Below are 21952 nucleotides of genomic sequence, written 5' to 3'. Positions count from 1 at the left end.
GCGCGGGTATGCGTGCGGCCGAGCCGGAAAGGGGTCGAGCATGCAGCTGTCCTTCCTGCGCCCGCTCTACAACCGTCCCGGGCCCTGGTGCTCGGTGTACATGGACGCCTCCCGCGACACCCAGGACGCGCGAGCGCAGGTCGACCTGCGCTGGCGGGCCCTCAAGGGCGATTTGCTGAGCCAGGGCGCCGACCCGGTCACCGTCGAGGCGGTGGAGGAGGTCGTCCGCCGGCACCAGCCGATGCCCGGTGACTACGGGATCGCCGTGTTCGCCACCCGGGGCCGCGTGGTGCTCACCGAGTACCTGTCCGCGCCGCCGCTGCGTGACCTGGCGAGCTGGTCGGCGCTGCCGCACACCATGCCGCTCGTGGCCCAGCGCGGCGAGCAGGTGGCCTGGGTGCGGGTCCTGGCCGACCGTACCGGCGCGGACGCGATGGCGGTCAGCGCCGGCGGCGTTCCGCGCCGCGCCCACGTCACCGGCGGACAGAGCCGGCAGCTGCGGCGCGGACAGCCGGGCGGCTGGTCACAGTCCCGCTACCAGCGCGCCGCCATGGAGGCGTGGCACCAGAACGCCGGCGACGCCGCCGCGGCCACCGCAGACCTGGCCGAGCGGGTCGGCGCGGACGTCGTGGTGGTGGCCGGGGACATCCGCGCCACCGGCATGATCGCCGCCCAGCTGCCGGAACGGTGGCAGGACGTGCTGGTCCGCACCGACGCCGGCGCCCGCGACGTCGGCGCGGACGACACGCTGATGGACGACATCACGGCGCAGACCGTCGCCGAGGTCGCCGACCGGCGCGTCACCGCCGCCCTGGACCGCTTCGGCGTGCAGGAGGACGTCGGGGCCGGCCTCGACGCCGTGGTCTCCGCGCTGCAACGCAACCAGGTCGACACCATGCTCATCGTGGACGACCCGTCCGCCGACGGCGAGCTGTGGGTGGGCCCCGAGCCGACCGAGATCGCCACCGACCCGGGGCAGCTGTCGGACATGTCGGTGGCCGACCCCCAGCGGGTACGCGCCGACGCCGCGCTGCTGCGCGCGCTGATCGGCACCGACGCGGACCTGACGGTGCTCGCGCCCGAGGAGGCGCCGGAGCTGACCGACGGGGTCGGCGCGGTGCTGCGCTACGTCGACGCGAGCACGCCCGGGCGGGGTAATGGCTGAGCGCATCGTCGCCGACCTGGTGGTCGAACGCCTGCGGGCCTGGCGGGTGCCGCGGGTCTTCGGCTGTCCGGCCGCGGCGATCGCCCCGCTCGTGGGCGCGCTCGACGACGCGGGCGGGGACCCGGCGTTCGTCCCCGCCCGGCACGAGGAGACCGCTTCGTACATGGCCACCGGGCACGCGAAGTTCACCGGCGGCGTCGGGGTGTGCCTGGCCACCCAGGGGCCCAGCGCGGTGCACCTGCTCAACGGGCTCTACGACGCCAAGCTGGACAGCAAGCCGGTCGTCGCGATCGTCGGCGAGGACGTCACCGGCCCGCTCGGCGGCGCGCACGAGGAGATCGGGCTGAGCCGGCTCTTCGGCGACGTGTGCAACCAGTTCGTCCGCTACGGCCGCCGCCCGGAGCAGGTGCCGGCGCTGCTGGACCAGGCGTTCCGTACCGCCGCCGCGACGCGCAGCCCGACCTGCGTGGTGCTGCCGCGCGCGTTGCAGGTCACCGCCGTACCGGACCTGCTGCCGCAGACCGCCGGAGTGGTCACCGCGACGCCCGGCGAGCCGCTGGCCCGGGTGCTGCCGCACGACGCCGACCTGGACGCCGCCGCCTCGCTGCTGGGCAGCGGGCAGCGGGTGGCGATGCTGGTCGGCCAGGGCGCGCACGGCGCGGCCGAGGACATCGTCGCGCTCGCCGACCGGCTCGGCGCGGGCGTGGCCACGTCGCTGCTGGGCAAGCCGGTGCTGGACGAGCGGCTGCCGTTCCACACCGGCGTGCTCGGCGAGGTCGGCACCACCGCCGCCGCGCAGCTCATGGGCGGCTGCGACACGCTGCTGATGATCGGCACCAACGATCCGTGGACCGACTGGTTCCCGATGCCCGGCCAGGTACGCACCATCCAGATCGACATCGACGGCCGGCGCGTCGGCACCCGCTACCCGGTGGACGTGCCGCTCGTCGGCGACACCGCCGAGACGCTGCGGGCACTGCTGACCCGGGTGCCCGACCAGCCCCACCGCGAGTGGCGCGGCATGGTGGAGAAGATGGTGGACCGGTGGCGGGAGACCGCCGCCGAGCGGGCCGCCACGCCCGCCGAGCCGGTCAACCCGCGGCTGGTGCTCCACGAGCTGTCCGCCCGGCTGCCCCGGCACGCCTCCGTCGCCGTCGACGTCGGCTCGGTCGTCTACTGGTACGCCCGGCACCTGGAGCTGCCACCGGGGGTGCAGGCGCGGCTGTGCGGCACGCTCGGCTCGATGGGCTGCGCGCTGCCGTACGCGGTCGCGGCCAAGCTGGCCCGCCCGGACGAGCCGGTGATCGCGCTGCTCGGCGACGGCGCGATGCAGCTCAACGGCCTGGCCGAGCTGATCACGGTGGCACACCACTGGACGCGGTGGCGCGATCCCCGGCTGATCGTGCTGGTGCTGAACAACCGGGACCAGTCCGGTGTGGGCGGCGGGCGTACGCCCGGGGGACGACGCTCCGACGTGCCGTACGCCGGGTGGGCGCGCCTGCTCGGGCTGCACGGCGTACGGGTGGACCGGCCGGACCTGGTCGGCGCTGCCTGGGACGAGGTGCTCGCGGCCGACCGGCCCGCCGTGCTGGAGGCGGTGGTGGATCCGTCCACGCCGCTCGACGTGCCCGAGCCGGCGCTGGCCGACCTGCGCGGCCTGGTCGCCGACGGGGACGCCGCCCGCCGGGTGCGGGAACGGGTGATCCAGACCGAGGCCATCGCGGCCGACGAGATCGTCTAGCGGCATCCGGGCGGCCCACCCTCTCTTCCCTCGCGATCTTGCAGTTCCGGCCCCCCGAGTGCCCGGTTCAGGACGGTTTTCCGGGGACCGAAGTGCAAGATCGCGGGGAAGGTGGCAGGGGGCAGCGCTCGCGGTCGCCGGGCGGCCCGGAGACGTCTCGATACTCGGGTGTGACCAGCGCGAAGTCGTTGCGTTCCGGCGGCGGTCCGTCCCGGTACGGGGGTGATGGTCGCCGCCGGGGTGCTCCCGTCGTCGGGCATGCGCCGTGCAGTGCCCGTCCCGGTCCGGCCCATACCCGCCCGTGACGGCGGGCGCGCGGCGCGACGGCGTACCTGGGTGCCGCGGGCGGTGCGGCCACCGGGCGGGCCTTGGTCCTGCCCCGTGGGGAGATGCCCCGTTTAGACCCCAGAGGGACGGGAAGCCGGGCCGCGTGGTGAGCGAACGAGTCGAACGGGCCGGCGGCGCGGGACTGCCCGCCGAGCGGGTGGTGGCGGCCGGCAGCGCCGCCCGGACCCTGGTCGCCGCGACCGCCCGGGCGCTGCGCGGCGACGACTGCGGCGACCTCGGCCACCCGGGCGCGCTGTCGCGCCTCGGTGGCGCGCCCGAGCCGGTACGCCGGGCCGCCGCGTCGCGGGCCGCCGGGCGGGCCGCGCTCACCGCCGCCCAGATCGCCGCCGTGGACGCCGAGCGGGTGGCCGGATGGTTCACCGGACAGTACCCGGACCGGCGCTGGCCCGGCGTGGTGCTCGGTTCACCGCACGGCGCCGCCGCCCACCTCGCGGTGGCGCTCGGCGTGCCGTGGTTGCCGGCCGGCTTCGAGATCACCGCCCGGTGGAGCCGGGGGACGGTGGACCGCCCGGACGCCGCGTACGCGCACGGCGCCACGCTGGCCGCCCGGATTCTCGACGCCAATCCGCGCGTGCACGTACGCCAGGTGCACTGCCCGGCGAGCCGGGGCGCGGCGGCGGGCGCGGTGGTGACGTTCGCGGTGCGCTGGCGCACGCTGCCGAAGGCGTACGCGCGTTTCCTGGCCGACCGGCTGGAACCGGCCGCGCCGGTGCTGCTGCTGCACGACGCCCGCACCTGGCCGGTGCGCGACGGCGGCGACGGGCACAGCTTCCAGACCGGCTGCCCGGCCGGCGGGCTGGACCCGGTCGACTTCCACCCGGACGCCCGCGCGCTGGGTCAGGTGCTGCGCGCCGCCGGCGGGGACGAGTCGCGCTGGGTCACGCCGGAGGTCACTGTCGCGGGCGCGTTCGCCGAGCACGGTGTGGAGTCCGGTTTCGAGCACGACGCCCGGTCTGCGGGGGACCGGCACGGGCACCCGCTGCACCGGGTCGTGGTGCCGCAGCCGGACGCGCTGAGCGCGGTGACCGCCGACCTGTACCGGCGCTGGCTGCGGCGGGCCGGCAAGACCGGGGACCGGCTGGTGGTGGAGTGCGGGCGGCTGCTCGATCCGGGGCAGGTGCTGCGGGCCGGCCTGGTGCCCTACTGGTGCGAGAACGCCACCGCGCGCCGGGTCGCCGGCGTCGAGTGGTGGCTGGCCGGCAGCGAGCCGTTCAGCTCGGTGGACGTGCTGCCCGAGCCGCCCGGCCTGCGCTCGCCCGCGCACGCGAGCCTGCCCCAGTGGCTGGCGGTGGCCGGTTTCGGGCGCAAGCGGCGGGCCCTGGACCGGGGTGCCGCCCGCGGCTACCCGGTCGCCTCGGTACCCACCCGACGTGCCACGGAGGTGTTGCGCAACCAGCCCTGCGACCTGCCCACGCCGCCGCCGCTGCGGGCGGCCGAGGCCCTCACCGCGCTGCGTGACGCGGGCGCGCACCAGGGCCTGCTGGTCTGCTGAACCGCCGCCGGGACCGGCTGCCGGGCAACCTGGCGAAACTTCCTCGCGATCCTGCGGTCCGTGATTGAGTACCTACGGAGCGGGAAGACCGCTCGCCGCGGAACGGCCCACGACGCCGTGCGGCGGACGGCCACCGCCTTCGACGTACTCCGTCACGTAACCCAACTTCCTCACCCGGTGCGTGGTCCGACCACGCGCACGACCGGTTACGACCGGGCGGGGACCTTCGGCGAGGGGGGCGCGGATGTTCGGACAGACCACCACACCCACACCACCGACCACCGACCGGGGTCTGGAGGACCTGGACGCCGCGGCGCTCGCGTACGCGGCCCGGATCGAGGGACTGCCACCGGAACGGCGGCAGGAGGCGCGGGACGACCTGGTCCGGTTCGCGCTGCCGTTCGCCGGCCGGCTGGCCCGGCGCTACCGGGGACGCGGCGAGCCGCTGGAGGACCTGGAACAGGTGGCCCGTCTCGGGCTGGTCAACGCCGTCGACAGGTACGACCCGGAACGGGGCTCGTTCACCGCGTACGCGGCGATCACCATTGTCGGCGAGATCAAACGGCACTTCCGTGACCGCACCTGGGGCGTGCACGTGCCGCGCCGGTTGCGCGACCTGATCCTCGAGGTCGGGCAGGCCACGGCGACGCTCACCAGCGAGCTGTCCCGCGCCCCCACGGTGGCGGAGCTGTCCGCCCGGCTGGAGACGCCGGAGGAGGAGATCCTCGCCGCGCTGGAGTCGGCCGCCGGCTACAGCCCGGCGTCGCTGAACGCGCCGGTCGGCGGGGAGAGCTCGGCCGAGTTCGGTGACCTGGTCGGCGAGTCCGACCACGCGCTGGAGTCGGTGGACGACCGGGTCACGGTCAGCGGCCTGCTGCACCGGCTGCCCTGGCGGGAGCGCCGCATCCTGGCGATGCGCTTCTACGGCAACCAGACCCAGGCGGAGATCGCCGCCCGGTTCGGCATCTCGCAGATGCACGTGTCCCGGCTGCTGTCGCGGGCGCTGACCTGGCTGCGTCAGGCGATGCTGGCCGAGGCGCCGCCGCCCTGGCAGAACGGCGCCGCCGAGGCCGAGCCGGCGAAGGCCCGCATCTCGGTGAAGCAGAACGGCGACCGGGTGGTGGTCGAGGTCGGCGGCGAGGTCGACCGGGCCGGCGCGGACCAGCTGCGCCGGGCCGTGCTCAAGGCGGTCACCGGGCAGCCCCGCGAGGTGGTGGTGGACCTGGTCGGCGCGGGTGGCTTCGACGCCGGCGGGATCGCCGCGCTGATGGCCGGTCGGGACGCCGCCGCGCGTACCGGGGTGCCGCTGCGGCTGACCCGGGTGCAGCCGGCGGTGCGCCGCTCGCTGACCGCTGCCGGACTGCCGGCCGCCGACTGACCCGCCGCACGCACGTACCGCGCCGGCTCCCACCACGGGAGCCGGCGCGCGGCGTACGCGACGGGGGCCGGCACCCGCACGGCGCCGGCCCCCGTCGGGTGTCTCAGTTCTCCGGGGTGTCCCCGTGCCCGCGCGGGTGCCGCCACCTGTCGTTGGGCTGGTCGTCGCGCTCGGCGTTGAGGGCGCTGTCCTCCGGCTCGTCGGTCTCCTCGAAGCTGGGCCGGCGTACCTCCTCCGGCACCGGCACCTCCACCGGCCGGGCGCCGGACTGCGGAGCGGGCTGGTAGTCCACCGCCTCGGGCGCCCCGTACGCGCCGCCGGCCGACGGGGACTCCGGCAGGTGCCGCTCGTGGCGCAGCTCCTCGCGGAAGCTCTGCGGCGGCTTGGTGGTGCGCTGCGGCAGGTCGCGGCCCAGGTCGGAGACGAGCGGGCCGTACTTGAGGTCGAACGCCGGCCGCTCGGAGCGGATGCGCGGCATCCGGTCGAAGTTGCGCAGCGGTGGCGGGCACGTGGTGGCCCACTCCAGCGAGTTGCCGAAACCCCACGGGTCGTCCACGGTGACCATCGCGCCGTACCGCCACGACTTCCAGATGTTCCAGATCACGAACAGGGTGGACGCGCCGAGGACGAACGAGCCGATGCTGGAGATCGTGTTCAGCGTGGTGAAGCCGTCACCGGGCAGGTAGTCGGCGTACCGGCGGGGCATGCCTTCGTTGCCGAGCCAGTGCTGCACCAGGAACGTGGCGTGGAAGCCGACGAACATGGTCCAGAAGTGCATCTTGCCCAGCCGCTCGTCGAGCAGCCGCCCGGTCATCTTCGGGAACCAGAAGTAGAGCCCGCCGAACGCGGCGAACACGATGGTCCCGAACATCACGTAGTGGAAGTGCGCCACCACGAAGTAGCTGTCGGTGACCTGCCAGTCCAGCGGCGGGCTGGCCAGCAGCACCCCGGTCAGGCCGCCGAGCAGGAACGTCACCAGGAAGCCGACGGCGAACAGCATCGGCGTCTCGAACGTGATCTGTCCCTTCCACATGGTGCCGATCCAGTTGAAGAACTTCACGCCGGTCGGCACCGCGATCAGGAAGCTCAGGATGCTGAAGAACGGCAGCAGCACCTGCCCGGTGGCGAACATGTGGTGCGCCCAGACCGTCATCGACAGCACCGTGATGGCGATGGTGGCCAGCACCAGGCCGGTGTAGCCGAAGATCGGCTTGCGGGAGAACACCGGAATGATCTCGGTGATGATGCCGAAGAACGGCAGCGCGATGATGTAGACCTCGGGATGGCCGAAGAACCAGAACAGGTGCTGCCACAGCATCGGCCCGCCGGTCGTCGAGTCGTACACGTGCGAGTGCAGGAGCCGGTCCGAGGCCAGCGCCATCAGCGCGGCCGCCAGCAGCGGGAACACGAAGATCACCAGCACGCTGGTGAGCAGCGCGTTCCAGGTGAAGATCGGCATCCGGAACATGGTCATGCCCGGGGCCCGCAGCGTCACGATCGTGGTGATCAGGTTGACCGCGCCGAGGATCGTGCCCAGGCCGGACACGGCCAGGCCGACCACCCACAGGTTCCCGCCGACGCCGGGGGAGTGCTGCGCGGTGCTCAACGGCGTGTACGCGGTCCAGCCGAAGTCCGCCGCGCCGGCCGGGGTGGCGAACCCGCCCACGACCATCAGCGCGCCCAGGAAGTAGAGCCAGTACGCGAACGCGTTCAGCCGGGGGAACGCCACGTCGGCGGCGCCGATCTGCAGCGGCACCAGGTAGTTGGCGAACCCGAAGAACAGCGGCGTCGCGAACAGCAGCAGCATGACCGTGCCGTGCATGGTGAACATCTGGTTGTACTGCTCGGGGGAGACGATCTGCATCCCCGGCCGGGCCAGCTCCGCCCGGATGACCAGCGCCAGGATCCCGCCGACGATGAAGTACGCGAACGACGTGATCAGATAGAGCAGGCCGATCTGCTTGGCGTCGGTGGTGCGCAGCAACCGCCACAGCGCGTTGCCCTTCACCGCTTCCCGTACGGGCCCGGGGAAGCCCCCGAACCGGGCCGGCGCGAGGATCGCGGGCCCCCGGTCTCGTGCCGGTTCCGTGACTACCCGCTTGGGCATGGCATCTCACCCCGTGTGACGACAGACAGGACGGGCGGGCGTACCCGGCCCTCTGCCCATGTAACCAGGCGAGAGCGGAGAATTCGGTCAATTAGCGGGGAGCATGGCCCAGACGACCTTGCCGGCGCCGACCGGGGTGCTGCCCCAGCGCTGGGTCAGCTCCCGCACCAGCATCAGCCCGCGGCCCCCCTCGGCGCGCGGGTCGCGGCTGGTCGCGGCGCGCGCGTCGGCCGGGCTGCCGTCCATCACCGCCACCCGCAGGTACGGCCGGCGCAGCGTCAGCGTCACCTGCATCGGGGTGCCGGCGTGCCGCACCACGTTGCCGACCAGCTCGCTGAGCACCAGCGAGGCCGGGCCGGCCAGCTCCGGCACGTTCCACCTGCCGCACGCCTCGGTGACCAGCTCCCGGGCCCGCCGGCAGGCCCCGGCCACCGGCTCCAGCCGCGCCCGCAGCCGGGGCGCCGAATCCGCGCCGGCCAGCGCCGCCGCCTCGGCGCAGTCCCGGCGCACCGGCACCACCCGGCAGGCGGTGGTCTCGTTCAGCCAGGCCGCCGTCTCGGCGCAGGGCGCGGCGAGCACCATCGGCACCGCCGGCCAGTCGGCTGCGCGCCGCGCGGCGGCGGCGAAGACGGACAGCGCCAGCGGCTCGCCGACCTCGATCTCCTCCAGGTCGACCACCAGGGCGTCCGGCTGCGCGGCGAGGCACCGGTCCAGCACCTCGTGCACCGCGCGCATCGTGCCCAGGTCGAGCGCGCCGGCCAGCCGTACGACAGTGACCGGCGACTCGTCGCGGACCTCGCACCTGATCCGGGTCACCATCGCCGTCCTCGTTTCCGTTTCGTCGGGGAGGGTCGCCCGGCCGCGGCGGTCGCCGCCTCCCGCAGCCGGAGGACTACGGACGTACCCGGGCCCCCGGCCCCCGAAACCGGGCATCCGGGCCGCCGGGGCGCAGGTCAGCGGCGGTCGCCGCGTCGCGACGCGAGCAGCCCCAGGACCAGCATGGCGGCGCCCAGCAGCAGGTGCAGCCAGGCGTCGGCGCGGTTGACCGCCAGCACGTTCGCCGAGTCGCGCCGGTCGACCGCCAGGCCGGTGAGCCACAGCGCCAGGTACACCGCCCCGGCGCCGACCAGGAACGCGCGGGCCCCGGCGACGGTACGGGCCAGCGCCAGCCCGGCCACCCCGAGGACCAGGTGCACCAGGTTGTGCACGACCGAGACCTGGAACAGCCCCAGCAGCCGGGCGCCCGACCCCGGGCCGGCGAAGCGCAGATCCGCGTAGTCGCTGGTGATGCCGGGCACGAAGCCCAGCGCGCCGAGCAGCAGCAGGAGCACGGCGAACCCGGAGGCGATCCGGCGCACCGGCGCCCGGCCGTCGGCCGGGTTGCGGCGCGCCCGGGAGTGCGCCATCGAGTTCGTCACGCCGGCCTCCTCGCCACGCGGGGAGCGACGGTTTCCCGGGCCCGGCGCGGGCAAACGCCGGGCCGGCGGCGTACGTCAGGCGGGCTGCAACGGCTGCGCCGCGCCCTGGCGGACCCGCTCGTACAGCTCCAGGTAGCGCTGCGCCATCCGGGCCGGGGTGAACCGGCGCGCCGCCTCGCGCCGGCACTCGTCCGGCTCCAGGCCGCCGGCGGCGAGAACCAGGCCGCCGGCGGCGAGAACCAGGTCGCCCAGCTCCTCCTCGACGCCGGTGAGCAGGCCGGTGCGGCCGTGCTCGATCAGCTCCGGCAGACAGCCCCGGGCGGTGGCCACCACCGGCGTGCCCAGCGCCAGCGACTCGACCACAGCGGTGCCGCCCGGCTCCTCCCAGCGCAGCGGGAACAGCGACGCCCGCGCCGAGGCGACCAGGTCGTCGCGGTCCCGCCCGGCCACCGTGCCGACCCAGCGCACCCGGTCGCCGTCGACGTACGGCGCGACGTGGTCGTGGAAGAAGCGCACGTCCGGGTTCTGCCGCGCCTCGTCGCCGGCCGCGGCGAGATCCTCCGGCCGGTGGTACGGCCCGACCGGCCCGGCCAGCACCAGCGGGAAACCGGCCTCGTGGGCGAGCCGCGCGCCCAGGTCCTGCCCCTTGCCCGGGTTGATCCGGCCGAGGATCACCACGTGGTCGCCCTTGGGCACGGGCGCGTGCCGGTCCGCGTCCACCGCGAGCGGGGTGGACAGGTGCACGTGCCCCACCGAGTGCGCCCGGAGCGCCTCCGGCGCGCGGGCCAGCTGCGACGCGGACACCCCGTTGACCCGTACCCGGTCGCCGCCGTCGAGGTTGCCGTACAGCTCGGGGTGCTTGGCCAGGTCCCAGTGCAGCGTGTGCAGCGCGGGCGGGGCGTCCGGGCCCATCGCCGCGAGCGTGGCCAGCCCGACCGCCTCCACATGGTCGTGCACGAGGTCGATGTCATCGCGGGCGTGCAGCGCCCGCACCACCCCGGACAGGTGCGCCTGGGACACGCCGCAGACCTGGTTGTACGGCCGTTGCAGCGCGTGGAACTGGCCGTCCGGGAAGACCGCTATCTTCTCGTCCACCGGCAGCGTGCTGCTCTCCACCGAGGCCAGCACCACCCGTACGCCCAGCCGGCGCAGCTCCGGCACCAGCGTGGCCACCACGTTCTCGATCCCGCCGTAGCCGGGCGGCGGCACGGACAGCCACGGACCGGCGTTCATCAGCACGGTGAGCGTCACGGCTTGCTCCTCCTCGCGCTCACGCGGCCGCGACCCGGCGGCGGCGCGGGATGCGGTGCCGCAACTGCGCCAGCGGCGGGCGCTCCTGCACCGACACGTCGTTGACCACGATCTCGCGGTCCAGGTTGGGCAGCGTCTCCGAGCCGCCCCGGCGGAACTGGGTCAGCAACGCGCCCGGCATCACCCCGGGCGCCGCCCAGCCGCGCCGTTGCAGCCGCGACCAGGCGGTCAGCATGATCTGCGCGGACATCCGGCCCAGCGCCGCGGTGTCCTGGTGCCGGTGCTTGCGCTCGCCCAGGTCGACCTGGGCCAGCGCGTCCAGCCCGACCAGCTCCAGCAGGTCGATGAGCATGGCCGTCTCCACCCCGTACCCGGTGACGAACGGCACTCGCTCCAGCACCTGGCGGCGGCCGGCGTACTCGCCAGCGAGCGGCTGCACGAAGCCGGCCAGCTCCGGCCAGAACAGGTTGAGCAGCGGCCGGGCCATCAGCTCCGTCACCCGTCCGCCGCCGTCGGGCTCCACGCTCGTCGCGCCGACCAGCGGCCGGTGGTAGAAGCCCTTGACGAAGTCCACGCTCGGATCGGTGAGCAACGGCCCGAGCAGCCCGGTCACGAAGTGCGGCCGGAACTCGCGCAGGTCGGCGTCGATGAACGCGACCACGTCCCCCTCGGCCGCGGCCAGCCCGGCCCAGAGCGCGTCGCCCTTGCCGGTCAGCCGGGGCAGCCCGCGTGTCATGGCGTCCTGGCTGACCACCTCGGCGCCGGCCGCGCGCGCCACCTGCGCGGTCCGGTCGGTGGACCGGGAGTCGACCACGATCAGCTCGTCGACCAGCGGCACCCGGTCCATCAGGTGCTCCCGGACCGTCGACACGATCGCGCCGACTGTCGCCTCCTCGTCGCGCGCCGGCAGCACCACGCTGACCCGGCTGTTTCCCTTTGCCCGGACCAGTCGCTGCGCCGGCCAGTCGGCGGCGGTGCTGGTGCGGTACGTGGCCCACGCCTCAACCACTGGTGAGACGGCTGAATCTGCTTCCCGCACAGGCACCCCCATTGACGGTGGAATAGCGGATCTGGTTTTCCCAATCCCGCATCCGCGCTAACCGGATCTTGCCCAACATCCTGATCACCTGGCGCGTACCGGGAGGTTCCGGGCGTATGAACGTTGCGTTGCGCACCGCGGCGGAGTTTGGCGAGACGCCGCCGGGGGGAGTGGTGTCCGCAGTTTGCCAGTCGTGCGAGAGGGTTGATCGGATGCGTGCCTGCCGGGTGGGACTTGTCGGAGCCGGCGGGGTGGCGCAACGCCACGCCCGGGTGCTCACGGGCTTCGAGGACGTGGAACTGCTCGGCGTCACCGACGTCGCGCCGGACGCGGCGGGGGCGCTCGCCGGCACGTACGGCGGCCGGGTGTTCCGGGACGTGGACGAGCTGCTCGCGGCCGCCCCGGACGCGGTGTACGTCTGCGTGCCGCCGTTCGCGCACGGCCCGGTCGAGGAGGCGGTGGTCGCCGCCGGCGTGCCGATGTTCGTGGAGAAGCCGGTGGCGCTGGACCTGGAGACCGCCGAGCGGGTCGCGGCGCTGGTGGAGCAGCGCGGGCTGCTCACCGGCGTCGGGCACCACTGGCGTTACCTGCACGTGGTGGAGGAGGCCCGGCGGCTGCTGGCCGACCGTCCGGTGCGGATGGTCAACGGCGCCTGGCTGGACAAGGTGCCGCCGGTGGCGTGGTGGGCGCGGCGGGACCGCTCCGGCGGCCCGGTGGTCGAGCAGGCCGCGCACGTGCTGGACCTGGTCCGCCTGCTGGCCGGCGAGGCGGTCGAGGTGACCGCGTACGGCGACGGCAGCCCGCCGCCGGTCGACGGCGCCGACATCGACTCGGTGACCGCCGCCACGCTGCGCTTCGGCTCCGGCGCGGTCGGCACGCTCGCCGCGTCGTGCGTGCTGGGCTGGAAGCACCGGGCCGGCCTGGAGATCCTCGCCGACGGGCTGGCGCTGTGGCTGGCCGAGGACGGCCTCACCATCCGCGACGGCGACGGCGAGCGGCACCTGCCGGCCGACCCGGACGGCGCGCGGGTCGCCGTCGACCGGGCCTTCGTCGACGCCGTGTGCGGCCTCGGCGACGACGTCCGGGTGCCGTACGCCGAGGCGCTGCGCACCCACCGGCTGGCCCTGGCGGTCGCCGAGTCGGCGCGTACCGGTCGGCCGGTGGCGCTGCCGACCGGCCCGGCGGCCCGGCTCACCGCGCCGGTCGCGGACGCGGGGGTGAGCGTCGATGCGTGACCGGGTGGTGGTGGTCGGCGGCCCGGGCCGGGTCGAGCTGGCCGAACTGGACGCGCCGGAGCTGCGCGAGGGCACGTTCCGGGTGGAGACGCTCTACAGCGGCGTGTCGGCCGGCACCGAACTGAGCTTCGTCAAGGGCACCAACCCGTACCTGCACGTCACCTGGGACGCCGCGCTCGGGCTGTTCCGGCCCGGCGGGGCGAGCACGCCGTACCCGGTGACCCGGCTCGGCTACATGCAGGTCGGGCGCGTGGTGGCCAGCCGCACCCCGGCCGTCGCGGTGGGCGAGGTCGGGGCCATGACGTACGGCCACCGCAGCGGCTGGGTCGCCGACCCGCTCACCGAGCGGTTCGTGCCGCTGCCCGACGACCTGGACCCGCTGCTCGGCGTGTACGTCGCGCACATGGGCCCGATCTGCGCCAACGGGCTGCTGCACGCCGCCGCCGACCTTTGCGGCGCCGACGTGCGTACGCTCGGCGACGGCGTACGCGGTCGCCGGGTGGCGGTGGTCGGCAGCGGCGTGGTGGCGCTGCTGACCGCGCTGTTCGCCCGCCGCCACGGCGCCGCCTCGGTGGTCGTGGTCGACCCGACGCCGGCCCGGCGGCAGGTCGCCGAGGCGCTCGGCCTGGACACGCTCGACCCGGACGCGGACGACCCGGCGGTGGTGCTCAAGACCCGGTGGAACCACGCGGCCGGGGACCGGGGCGCGGACGTGGTCTTCCAGTGCCGCGGCCAGGACTGGGCGTTGCAACTGGCGCTGCGCCTGCTGCGCCCCCAGGGCACGGTGATCGACCTGGCGTTCTACCAGGCCGGCGCGGACGCGGTCCGGCTCGGCGAGGAGTTCCACCACAACGGGCTGTCGCTGCGCTGCGCGCAGATCGGCCGGGTGCCGCGCGGCCTGGCCCCCGCCTGGGACCGGGAACGGCTGTCCGCGGAGACGGTGGAGCTGCTGCGCCAGTACGGCGACGTGATCCGCAAGCACCTGATCTCGGCCGTGGTCCCCCTGGACGAGGCCCCCACCCTGCTGACCGACCTGGCCCAACGCCGCCGCACCGAACTCCAGGCGATCCTGACCCCCTGACCCCACCCCCGCTCGCGTCGATCATGAGGTTGACGGCGACAAATCGGACGCCGGCGGCCGCCAACCTCATGATCGACGGAAGCGGACGCGAAGGGCGGAACCCGGCGCGCGGCGGGCGGGGGTCACAATCGGCTCCGGTTCGCGTACCGTTGCCGCTCATGGGTGTGTCGCAACGGTTGAAGACCAGGTTCCGCCGGTTCCTCCAGCGCCCGGGGACGACTGTCGACCTGGCTCCGCTGGAGAAGCTGCTGCCGGCGATCGAGGCGCGCGAGGCTGACCTGGAGAAGCTCTCCGACGCCGAGCTGACCGAGGCCGCCGGCCAGGCGTCGGGGTACGAGGAGATCTGCGCGATCGGGCGGGAGGCGGCCCGGCGTGGGCTCGACCAGCGCCCCTACGACGTGCAGCTGCTCGGCGCGATGGCGCTGCTGTCCGGCAAGGTCGCCGAGATGGCCACCGGTGAGGGCAAGACGCTCACCGCGACCGTCGCCGCGTACGGCCACGTGCGGCTGGGCAACGGCCCGGTGCACGTGCTCACCGTCAACGACTACCTGGCCCGCCGCGACGCCGAGTGGATGACCCCGGTCTACGACCTGCTCGGGCTCAGCGTCGGCTGGGTCAACGAGGCGTCCACGCCCGACGAGCGGCGCGCCGCGTACGCCTGCGACGTCACCTACGTCTCGGTCAGCGAGGCCGGCTTCGACTTCCTGCGCGACCAGCTCGTCACCGACCTGGCCGACCGGGTGCAGCCGCCGCTGAAGACCGCGATCGTGGACGAGGCCGACTCGATCCTGATCGACGAGGCCCGGGTGCCGATGGTGCTGGCCGGAGCGGTCGGCGGCGAGCAGGACCCGGTGCACGCCGCCGCCGCGCTCGTACGCGGGCTGCGCAAGGGCAAGCACTACACCGTCGCCGAGGACGGCCGCAGCGTCGCCTTCACCTCGGTCGGCCTGGCCACCGTCGAGGCCAAGCTCGGCGGCATTGACCTGTACGACGAGGAGCACGTCGGGCAGCTCTCCGCGGTGAACGTGGCGCTGCACGCGCACGCCCTGCTGCACCGCGACGTGGACTACATCGTCCGGGACGACTCGGTCGAGCTGATCGACGAGATGCGCGGCCGGGTCGCCCAGCGCCGCCGCTGGCCCGACGGGCTGCAGGCCGCGGTCGAGGCGAAGGAGGGGCTGGACGCCACCGCCGAGGGCGAGGTGCTGGGCACGATCACCGTGCAGGCGTACATCGCGCTCTACCCGACGGTCTGCGGCATGACCGCGACCGCGGTGCTCGTCGGCGACCAGCTCCGCGAGTTCTTCGGCCTCGAGGTGGCGGTGATCCCGCCGAACACCCCCTGCGTCCGCGAGGACGAGCCGGACCGCATCTACGCCACCCGCGCCGAGAAGGAGGAGGCGCTGGTCGACGAGATCACGCGCTGCCACGAGGCGGGGCGGCCGGTGCTGGTCGGCACGCTCGACGTCAAGGAGTCCGAGGGGCTGGCCGCCGCGCTGAACGCCGCCGGCGTGTCGTGCGTGGTGCTCAACGCCAAGAACGACGACGAGGAGGCCGGGATCATCGCGGAGGCCGGCGCGTACGGCGCGGTGACGGTCTCCACCCAGATGGCCGGCCGGGGCGTCGACATCCGGCTGGGCGGCAGCGACCAGGCCGACCGGGACCGGGTGGCCGAGCTGGGCGGTCTCTACGTGATCGGCAGCGGCCGGCACGACAGCCGCCGGGTCGACGACCAGCTCCGCGGCCGGGCCGGGCGGCAGGGCGACCCGGGCGGGTCGGTGTTCTTCGTCAGCCTGGAGGACGACCTGGTGGTCCGGCACGCCGGCGACACCGTGCCGGCCTCGCCCCGGATGAACGCCGACGGCCTGGTCACCGACCCGCAGGTCGACTACGCGGTCGAGCACGCCCAGCGCGTCGCCGAGGGCGTCAACCACGAGATCCACCGCAACACGTGGCGCTACAGCCAGGTGATCGAGCAGCAGCGCAAGGCGCTCGCCGAGCGCCGGGAGCGGCTGCTGACCAGCGACATCGCCGCGCTGATGCTGCTGGAGCGGGTGCCGGAGAAGGCCGGCGAGATGGACGAGGACCTGCTCGCCGACGTGGCCCGCAAGATCGCCCTCTACCACCTGGACCGGCTCTGGGCCGACCACCTGGCCGAGCTGTCCGAGGTCCGCGAGGGCGTGCACCTGCGGGCACTGGGCCGCCTCGACCCGCTCGACGAGTTCCACCGCAGCGCGGTGCCGGCGTTCAACGCGCTGGTGCCCGAGATCGAGACGCGGACCGTGGCCACGTTCGAGGAGACCGAGTTCGACGAGGGCTGGGAGCCGGACTCGTCGAAGCTGGTGCGGCCGAGCGCCACCTGGACGTACCTCGTGCACGACAACCCGTTCGGCTCGGAGCTGGACCGGCTGATCGCCTCGGTGGGCCGGCGGCTCATCTCCGGGTCGCGCTGACCCGCGCGGAAAGGCCCTTCCCGGCGCGACCGGGAGGGGCCTTTTTGCGCGGTTTCGCCCGCGGTCTGGGAGGGTAGTAGGCCGAGGCCCGGCCACAGGAGGGACGGACATGGGACAGGCAACGGCGCCGAGCGGGGACATCGGGTGGACGGTGGAGGCCACGGCCCGGTGAACCTCGACACGCGCCAACCCATGATCGACAACCTTGGTGTGCTGGAGACCGCCGCGCTGCTGCGCGAGCTGACCGCCGGACTGATCGGCGCGGCCGGGTTCGACGAGGCGCTGGACCGCCTGGTCCGCATCGCCCGCGACGCCGTACCGGCCGTGGACAGCTGCGGCTTCACCGCGCTGCGCGCCGGTGAGCCCGCCGGTGTGGCCGCCTCCGATCCGGAGCGGGCCGAGCTGGACGACCTGCGGCACGGCCCGGACACGCCCGCGATGACCGCGATCCGCCGCCGGGAGATGATCACCGCGGGCGGGCTGTCCGGCGACCCGCGCTGGCCGGTCTGGAACGAGCGGGCCCGCGCCCTGGGGGTGCACGGGGTGATCTCCGCGCCGGTCGACATCGACGAACAGGTCATCGGCGCGATCAACCTCTACGCCGACTCGCCCGACGCGCTGACGCCCCGGCACCAGCTCACCGCGATGCTCCTGGCCGAGCACGCCGGGCTGCTGCTGGCCGCCGCGCGCGACCGCGAGCGGGCGGCCACCCGCGCCGGTCAGCTCGACGACACGCTGCTGGCCGAGGGGGTGGTCGGGCAGGCCGTCGGCGTGATCATGACGCAGCGCGGCTGTCCCGCCCCGGAGGCCCTGCGGGTGCTGCGCAGCGCGGCGTCCTCGCTGGACATCCCGCTGCGCGAGGTCGCCGAGCGGCTCGTGCTGACCGTCTCCCGGCCCCGGGACAACTGAGCGACAGTCGTTTCGCCCCGCGGCGCCTCGGGTAGCACTCTGGACTGGTGAGCTGCGCGGACCTGGGGAGGAAGCGATGCAGAGCCGTCTACGGGTGCAGGGGCACCCCATCCAACCGATGCTGGTGACGTTCCCGTTCGGCCTGTTCGTCTGTGCCGCGGTCTTCGACCTGGCCGACGTGGCGGGCGGTCCGGCGTTCCTCGGTGAGGTGGGCTACTGGACCGCGGTGGCCGCGCTCGTCGCGGCCGGGCTCACCACCGTCGCCGGAATGGTCGACCTGTGGGACGTGCGGGCCGGCCGGACCAGCCGGACGGTGCTGATGTTCAACCTCGTCAACGCCGTGATGGCGGCGCTGTTCCTGCTCTCCTGCCTGATCCGGGCGAGCGCGCCGCAGCGGGGCGCGACCGGTGTCCTGCTCGCCGCGGAACTCGTGGCGCTCGCCGTCGGCGCGGTCGGCGTGGCCCTGGGCGCGCGGCTGATGCAGCAGTTCGACCGGGTCACCGAGCCGGCCGGGTTCGAGCCGTTCGCCGACGTGCCCGCCGGTTCCACAGTCGAGATCGCCCGCCCACGCCCGTACTGACGCCGGCCGAAATCCGTTGCCGCGGTCGGCGCGGAGCGGCAGGCTCGCGGGCATGGTCGGGACGTTCGAGGAACTGGTAGCCGAAGCCGAGGCGGCGCCGGTCGAGGGCTGGGGCTTCGACTGGCTGCGCGGCCGCGCCACCGAGGAGCGCCCGCCCTGGGGGTACGCGCGACTGGTCGGCGAGCGGATGGCTGCCGTGAAGGCGGCGCTGGACATCGACACCGGCGGGGGAGAGGTGCTGGCCGAGGTGCCCGCGCCGCCGCCGCTGCTGGTCGCCACCGAGGCGTGGCCGCCGAACGTGCCGGTGGCCCGGCGCAACCTTCGCCCGCTCGGCGCGACAGTGGTGCGGGTGGGCGACCGCCCGCCGCTGCCGTTCCGGGACGCCGCCTTCGACCTGGTGGTGAGCCGTCACCCGGTGCACACCTGGTGGGACGAGGTGGCCCGGGTGCTGCGGCCCGGCGGCGCCTACCTGTCCCAGCAGATCGGCCCCGGCACGGTGCGGGAGCTGAGCGAGGCGATCCTCGGGCCGCTGCCGCCGCCGGAGCACCGCCACCCGGAGGTGGCGGTCGCCGACGCGCGGGCCGCCGGGCTGAACGTCGTCGACCTGCGCGAGGCCACGCTGCGTACCGTCTTCCACGACATCGGCGCGGTGGTCTGGTTCCTGCGCAAGGTGGTCTGGACGGTGCCCGGCTTCACCGTGGGCCGCTACACCGACGAGCTGCGCCGCCTGGACGAGCGGATCCGCGCCGACGGACCGTTCGTCGCGTACGCCCGCCGTTTCCTCATCGAGGCGCGCCGGGGCTGAGCGGGCCGGGCCGGTGGGCGGCGGCGTGGTGCGCGGCCAGCACGTCGGCGCCGAAGTCACCGGCCGGGCGGCGCAGCACGGTGTGCGCGTGGTTGCCGTCGTCGGTGGTGTTGTCGTACTCGATCAGCAGGTCGTCGCCCTGCACCCGGTAGTAGTGCCGCCGGCCCGGCTCGACCGGCCCGGCCCAGGCGAAGTGCAGCTCGCCGCCGTCGAGCCGGTCGGCCTCCCGGGCCGCCAGCTCCGGCGGGAGCCGGTCCAGGTAGAGCGCGACCAGCCGGTCCAGCAGCGCCCGGCCGGTCGGCCGCAGCCGCCCCCGGGGTACGCCGGGCGGGTCGAGCCGGCCGGGGGCGGTGGCCCGGGTGGCGCTGATGATGTCGGCGGGCGCCTCGTCGGCGATGATCGCGGCGGACCGGCCGCCCGGACCGAGCGCGTCGAGCAACTCGCGGGCCAGGTCCTCCTCCGGGCCGAGCGGCCGGGTCACCGGGCGGCCGGCGTGCCGGACGGTGGCCGGGTTCGCGCCGAGGAAGACCGGCGCGGGGGAGACCCGGTCGTCGGCGACTGTCATGCTCACCGACAGGTGGTGTCCCTCGAACCGCCAGGCCCAGTCGTCGTCGCGGTCCGGGTCGCCGAAGACGGCCACCCAGTAGTCGCCGCTGTGCCGTCCGCGCCGCCAGTCCTCGGCCCGGTCCAGCACCTCCTCCAGGGCCATCACGGTCATGGCCTGCGCGTACGCGGCCGGGCTGAGCGCGGTGGCGAGCAGCCGGTGGGCGGCCTTGCGGGCGTCGACGTCCAGGCCGGCGAGCGCGACGCCGGGCCGGGGCCGTGGCCGGTACTCCAGCCAGCGCCGGGCCGGCTCGTCGTCGAAGGCATGCCGGGCGGCGTCGCGGGCCGGCTCGTCCAGCGCGGCCAGGAACGCCGCCGCGGCCGCGCGCATCTGCTCGGGTACGGGATCCTCCACCGTCTCTGTATACCGCCTGGGGCTCACTCGCGGCGCAGCAGCGCCAGCATGTCCGGCAGCTCGAAGAACCGGGCGGTCTCGACCGCCGACGGGCCGCCGTGGTCCGGGTCGGCGCCGGCGTCCAGCAGCGCGCGGACCGCCGCCTCCTGACGCCGGAACACCGCAGCGGCGAGCGCGGTCTGTCCCCTGTCGTTCACCCGCGCCGGGTCGGCGCCCCGGGCCAGCAGCGCGGCCACCGTGTCCGGGTGGGCGTGGTACGCGGCGAGGATCAGCAGCGTGTCGCCCTTGGCGTTGGTGAGGTTGACCGGCAGCCCGGCGTCCACGTTGGCGGCCAGTTCCTCGGTGGCGCCGGCCCGGGCCAGGTCGAACATCCGGTGGGCGAAGGCGATGGTCTCGTCGTCGAGTTCGTCGGGCATCCGCCCAGGCTATGGCGTCGCGGCCGGACGCGCCTGGTAGCTTGCGCAGCCGGGCACGGGAGGCGCGCGCATGGACGATCGGGTGTACGTGGGCAACGCGGCGGTGGACGGCGCGACCGACGCGGGCTGGCTGCTGGGTCACTTCAAGCCGGCCGGGGACGTGCGGCACAGCACCGACGTCGAGGTGAAGTGGGGCGTGCACCCGGCGGGGGAGAGCCGGTCCCGGTGGGCCACCGGTGAGCGCCGTACCGCCCTGCTGGTGCTGATCAGCGGCGCGTTCCGGATCGAGTTGACGGACCGCACGGTGGTGTTGCGCGCGCCCGGTGACTACGTGGTGTGGGGCCGGGGCGTGGACCACTCCTGGTACGCCGAGCGGGAGTCCACGGTGCTCACCGTCCGCTGGCCGTCCGTGCCCGGCTACAAGGTCGATCCGCCGGTCCTGCGCTGAGCCCGCGAATCGGCGTCCCAGCATCTGGTATTACCTACTTAACCGATAGGCTTTGCCGTCTAAGCTGTGCGGGTACATCCGCTCCGCACCGTGAGGACGTCCCGCCGATGACCAGCACCGCTCCCGCCGATCTGCTCGCCGTCGCCGCCCGCTGGGCCGACCCGGACGGCTGGCCGGTGCCGCTGTGCTTCGACGCGTCCGAGCGGTGGTACGCCCGCCTGGACGCCGGCGACGAGCACGAGGTGTGGGCGCTGAGCTGGCTGCCCGGACAGGGCACCGGCCTGCACGACCACGGCGGCAGCGCCGGCGCGTTCCTGGTCGTGGCCGGCGTGCTCACCGAGGAGACGGTCAGCGGCGCGCGGCTGCGCCCGCACCGGCTCGCCGCCGGCGCCGGGCGGCGCTTCGGCGTACGGCACGTGCACCAGGTCACCAACCACGGCGACCAGCCCGCCGTGAGCGTGCACGTCTACCGGCCGGCGCTGACCCGGATGACCCGCTACCGCCTCGTCGCCGGCCGGCTCCAGGTCGCCGAGGTGGCCGAGGCCGGCGTGGCCTGGTGACCCACCCCCGCAACCCCGACGAACGGAAGGACGCCACGATGGCGCAGATCCCCACCACCGCAACCGAGCGCTGTCCGGCTCCGCCACCCGGCTCGCGGGGCATCGACGAGATCCTCGCCGCCGCCCGGGCCCGCCTGCGCCGCCTCGACCCGGAACAGGCGCACCTTGCGTGCCGGGCCGGGGCGCTGCTGGTGGACATCCGCCCGGCCGCCCAGCGCGCCGCGCAGGGCACCGTGCCGGGCGCGCTCGTCGTCGAGCGCAACGTGCTGGAGTGGCGCTTCGACCCGCGCTGCGCGGCACGGCTGCCGCAGGCCGTCGACTACGACGTGCCGGTGATCGTGCTCTGCCAGGAGGGCTACACCTCGTCGCTGGCCGCGGCCGCGCTCCAGGACATCGGCCTGCACAAGGCCACCGACGTCGTCGGCGGCTTCGCCGCCTGGCACATCGCCGGCCTGCCCACGCTCGGTCCCACCCCGCCGACCCGACCCTCGTCCGCCGCGCCCCCGGTCACCGCCGGTGGGGCGCTCCGCTGACCGTCCCGCCACACCGGCGGGGCGGGGCGACCGCC

The 21952-nt window shown here is 74.7% G+C and carries 20 protein-coding genes; 13 read left to right on the top strand and 7 right to left on the bottom strand.

Annotated features, from left to right (window positions below):
• Positions 1–40 precede the first annotated feature (40 nt).
• The 4 genes from A8711_RS27830 (at position 41) to A8711_RS27815 (ending at position 6124) form a co-directional block, all read left to right on the top strand.
• On the top strand, positions 41–1165 hold the full coding sequence (locus tag A8711_RS27830; RefSeq protein ID WP_069089826.1) for a Vms1/Ankzf1 family peptidyl-tRNA hydrolase: 1125 nt from the start codon (positions 41–43) through the stop codon (positions 1163–1165).
• Positions 1158–2906 carry a thiamine pyrophosphate-binding protein gene (locus A8711_RS27825; protein WP_069089825.1) on the top strand — a complete coding sequence of 583 codons (1749 nt, stop codon included), beginning with the start codon at positions 1158–1160 and terminating at the stop codon, positions 2904–2906. The genes A8711_RS27830 and A8711_RS27825 overlap by 8 nt, the downstream gene beginning before the upstream one ends.
• Positions 2907–3336: 430 nt before the next feature.
• Complete coding sequence (locus tag A8711_RS27820) at positions 3337–4746, top strand: hypothetical protein (protein WP_069089824.1); 1410 nt, start codon at positions 3337–3339, stop codon at positions 4744–4746.
• Positions 4747–4990: 244 nt separating this feature from the next.
• Positions 4991–6124 carry a SigB/SigF/SigG family RNA polymerase sigma factor gene (locus A8711_RS27815; protein WP_064446137.1) on the top strand — a complete coding sequence of 378 codons (1134 nt, stop codon included), beginning with the start codon at positions 4991–4993 and terminating at the stop codon, positions 6122–6124.
• Positions 6125–6227: 103 nt separating this feature from the next.
• Here the strand turns inward: A8711_RS27815 and ctaD are convergent, their stop codons facing one another.
• The 5 genes from ctaD to A8711_RS27790 form a co-directional block, all read right to left on the bottom strand.
• Positions 6228–8231 carry a cytochrome c oxidase subunit I gene (gene ctaD, locus A8711_RS27810; RefSeq protein WP_043324493.1) on the bottom strand — a complete coding sequence of 668 codons (2004 nt, stop codon included), beginning with the start codon at positions 8229–8231 and terminating at the stop codon, positions 6228–6230.
• 87 nt (positions 8232–8318) lie between these two features.
• On the bottom strand, positions 8319–9050 hold the full coding sequence (locus A8711_RS27805; RefSeq protein WP_043324490.1) for an ATP-binding protein: 732 nt from the start codon (positions 9048–9050) through the stop codon (positions 8319–8321).
• A 134-nt stretch (positions 9051–9184) separates the two neighbouring features.
• Positions 9185–9637, bottom strand: coding sequence for a DUF4383 domain-containing protein (locus A8711_RS27800; RefSeq protein WP_069089870.1), 453 nt, complete (start codon positions 9635–9637; stop codon positions 9185–9187).
• 87 nt (positions 9638–9724) lie between these two features.
• Positions 9725–10900, bottom strand: coding sequence for a glycosyltransferase (locus A8711_RS27795; protein ID WP_069089823.1), 1176 nt, complete (start codon positions 10898–10900; stop codon positions 9725–9727).
• 19 nt (positions 10901–10919) lie between these two features.
• A complete protein-coding gene (locus A8711_RS27790) occupies positions 10920–11951 on the bottom strand; it encodes a glucosyl-3-phosphoglycerate synthase (RefSeq protein ID WP_176722896.1) in 1032 nt (343 codons plus the stop codon).
• Between the two features lie 200 nt (positions 11952–12151).
• Here A8711_RS27790 and A8711_RS27785 point away from each other — a divergent pair, with 200 nt between their 5' ends.
• From A8711_RS27785 to A8711_RS27760, 6 genes are all read left to right on the top strand, one after another.
• The gene (locus A8711_RS27785) at positions 12152–13174 is read left to right on the top strand and encodes a Gfo/Idh/MocA family protein (protein WP_069089821.1); all 1023 of its coding nucleotides are present in this window, start codon (positions 12152–12154) and stop codon (positions 13172–13174) included.
• Positions 13167–14255 carry a zinc-binding alcohol dehydrogenase gene (locus A8711_RS27780; RefSeq protein ID WP_069089820.1) on the top strand — a complete coding sequence of 363 codons (1089 nt, stop codon included), beginning with the start codon at positions 13167–13169 and terminating at the stop codon, positions 14253–14255. The genes A8711_RS27785 and A8711_RS27780 overlap by 8 nt, the downstream gene beginning before the upstream one ends.
• Positions 14256–14413: 158 nt before the next feature.
• Complete coding sequence (gene secA2, locus A8711_RS27775; protein ID WP_043324478.1) at positions 14414–16708, top strand: accessory Sec system translocase SecA2; 2295 nt, start codon at positions 14414–14416, stop codon at positions 16706–16708.
• Between the two features lie 192 nt (positions 16709–16900).
• On the top strand, positions 16901–17617 hold the full coding sequence (locus A8711_RS27770) for a GAF and ANTAR domain-containing protein (RefSeq protein ID WP_205796412.1): 717 nt from the start codon (positions 16901–16903) through the stop codon (positions 17615–17617).
• A gap of 76 nt (positions 17618–17693) precedes the next feature.
• Positions 17694–18197, top strand: a complete 504-nt coding sequence (locus A8711_RS27765) for a DUF2231 domain-containing protein (protein ID WP_043324476.1) — start codon at positions 17694–17696, stop codon at positions 18195–18197.
• Between the two features lie 52 nt (positions 18198–18249).
• The gene (locus A8711_RS27760; RefSeq protein WP_069089819.1) at positions 18250–19002 is read left to right on the top strand and encodes a class I SAM-dependent methyltransferase; all 753 of its coding nucleotides are present in this window, start codon (positions 18250–18252) and stop codon (positions 19000–19002) included.
• On the opposite strand, the gene A8711_RS27755 is transcribed toward A8711_RS27760, so the two are convergent.
• Positions 18980–19936: a DUF3500 domain-containing protein gene (locus A8711_RS27755; RefSeq protein WP_369830132.1), complete on the bottom strand. Its 957-nt coding sequence runs from the start codon at positions 19934–19936 to the stop codon at positions 18980–18982. The two genes, A8711_RS27760 and A8711_RS27755, sit on opposite strands and share 23 nt — an antisense overlap.
• 47 nt (positions 19937–19983) lie before the next feature.
• Positions 19984–20376, bottom strand: coding sequence for an ankyrin repeat domain-containing protein (locus A8711_RS27750; protein WP_064446128.1), 393 nt, complete (start codon positions 20374–20376; stop codon positions 19984–19986).
• A 70-nt stretch (positions 20377–20446) separates the two neighbouring features.
• On the opposite strand from A8711_RS27750, the gene A8711_RS27745 reads away from it, so the two are divergent.
• The 3 genes from A8711_RS27745 to A8711_RS27735 all read left to right on the top strand — a co-directional run bounded on the left by A8711_RS27745 (position 20447) and on the right by A8711_RS27735 (position 21917).
• Entirely contained in the window at positions 20447–20824 is a 378-nt protein-coding gene (locus A8711_RS27745; RefSeq protein WP_069089817.1) for a signal peptidase I, read from the top strand.
• Between the two features lie 107 nt (positions 20825–20931).
• Positions 20932–21384 carry a cysteine dioxygenase family protein gene (locus A8711_RS27740; protein WP_069089816.1) on the top strand — a complete coding sequence of 151 codons (453 nt, stop codon included), beginning with the start codon at positions 20932–20934 and terminating at the stop codon, positions 21382–21384.
• Positions 21385–21422: 38 nt separating this feature from the next.
• On the top strand, positions 21423–21917 hold the full coding sequence (locus A8711_RS27735; protein ID WP_069089869.1) for a rhodanese-like domain-containing protein: 495 nt from the start codon (positions 21423–21425) through the stop codon (positions 21915–21917).
• Positions 21918–21952 lie beyond the last annotated feature (35 nt).

Source organism: Micromonospora sp. II (assembly GCF_001709195.1).
GTDB classification, from domain to species: Bacteria; Actinomycetota; Actinomycetes; order Mycobacteriales; family Micromonosporaceae; genus Micromonospora; species Micromonospora chalcea.
This window is presented reverse-complemented; position numbering and strand designations above follow the sequence as displayed.

Bases quoted from the DNA above. Each gene is read 5' to 3' on its own strand.
- A8711_RS27830 (WP_069089826.1), top strand. From the start codon at position 41: ATGCAGCTGTCCTTCCTGCGCCCGCTCTACAACCGTCCCGGGCCCTGG.
- A8711_RS27760 (WP_069089819.1), top strand. From the start codon at position 18,250: ATGGTCGGGACGTTCGAGGAACTGGTAGCCGAAGCCGAGGCGGCGCCG.
- A8711_RS27765 (WP_043324476.1), top strand. From the start codon at position 17,694: ATGCAGAGCCGTCTACGGGTGCAGGGGCACCCCATCCAACCGATGCTG.
- A8711_RS27790 (WP_176722896.1), bottom strand. From the start codon at position 11,951: ATGGGGGTGCCTGTGCGGGAAGCAGATTCAGCCGTCTCACCAGTGGTT.
- A8711_RS27740 (WP_069089816.1), top strand. From the start codon at position 20,932: ATGACCAGCACCGCTCCCGCCGATCTGCTCGCCGTCGCCGCCCGCTGG.
- A8711_RS27805 (WP_043324490.1), bottom strand. From the start codon at position 9,050: ATGGTGACCCGGATCAGGTGCGAGGTCCGCGACGAGTCGCCGGTCACT.
- A8711_RS27800 (WP_069089870.1), bottom strand. From the start codon at position 9,637: ATGGCGCACTCCCGGGCGCGCCGCAACCCGGCCGACGGCCGGGCGCCG.
- A8711_RS27825 (WP_069089825.1), top strand. From the start codon at position 1,158: ATGGCTGAGCGCATCGTCGCCGACCTGGTGGTCGAACGCCTGCGGGCC.
- A8711_RS27745 (WP_069089817.1), top strand. From the start codon at position 20,447: ATGGACGATCGGGTGTACGTGGGCAACGCGGCGGTGGACGGCGCGACC.
- A8711_RS27770 (WP_205796412.1), top strand. From the start codon at position 16,901: ATGATCGACAACCTTGGTGTGCTGGAGACCGCCGCGCTGCTGCGCGAG.
- A8711_RS27735 (WP_069089869.1), top strand. From the start codon at position 21,423: ATGGCGCAGATCCCCACCACCGCAACCGAGCGCTGTCCGGCTCCGCCA.
- secA2 (WP_043324478.1), top strand. From the start codon at position 14,414: ATGGGTGTGTCGCAACGGTTGAAGACCAGGTTCCGCCGGTTCCTCCAG.
- A8711_RS27780 (WP_069089820.1), top strand. From the start codon at position 13,167: ATGCGTGACCGGGTGGTGGTGGTCGGCGGCCCGGGCCGGGTCGAGCTG.
- A8711_RS27815 (WP_064446137.1), top strand. From the start codon at position 4,991: ATGTTCGGACAGACCACCACACCCACACCACCGACCACCGACCGGGGT.
- A8711_RS27755 (WP_369830132.1), bottom strand. From the start codon at position 19,936: ATGCGCGCGGCCGCGGCGGCGTTCCTGGCCGCGCTGGACGAGCCGGCC.
- A8711_RS27785 (WP_069089821.1), top strand. From the start codon at position 12,152: ATGCGTGCCTGCCGGGTGGGACTTGTCGGAGCCGGCGGGGTGGCGCAA.
- ctaD (WP_043324493.1), bottom strand. From the start codon at position 8,231: ATGCCCAAGCGGGTAGTCACGGAACCGGCACGAGACCGGGGGCCCGCG.
- A8711_RS27750 (WP_064446128.1), bottom strand. From the start codon at position 20,376: ATGCCCGACGAACTCGACGACGAGACCATCGCCTTCGCCCACCGGATG.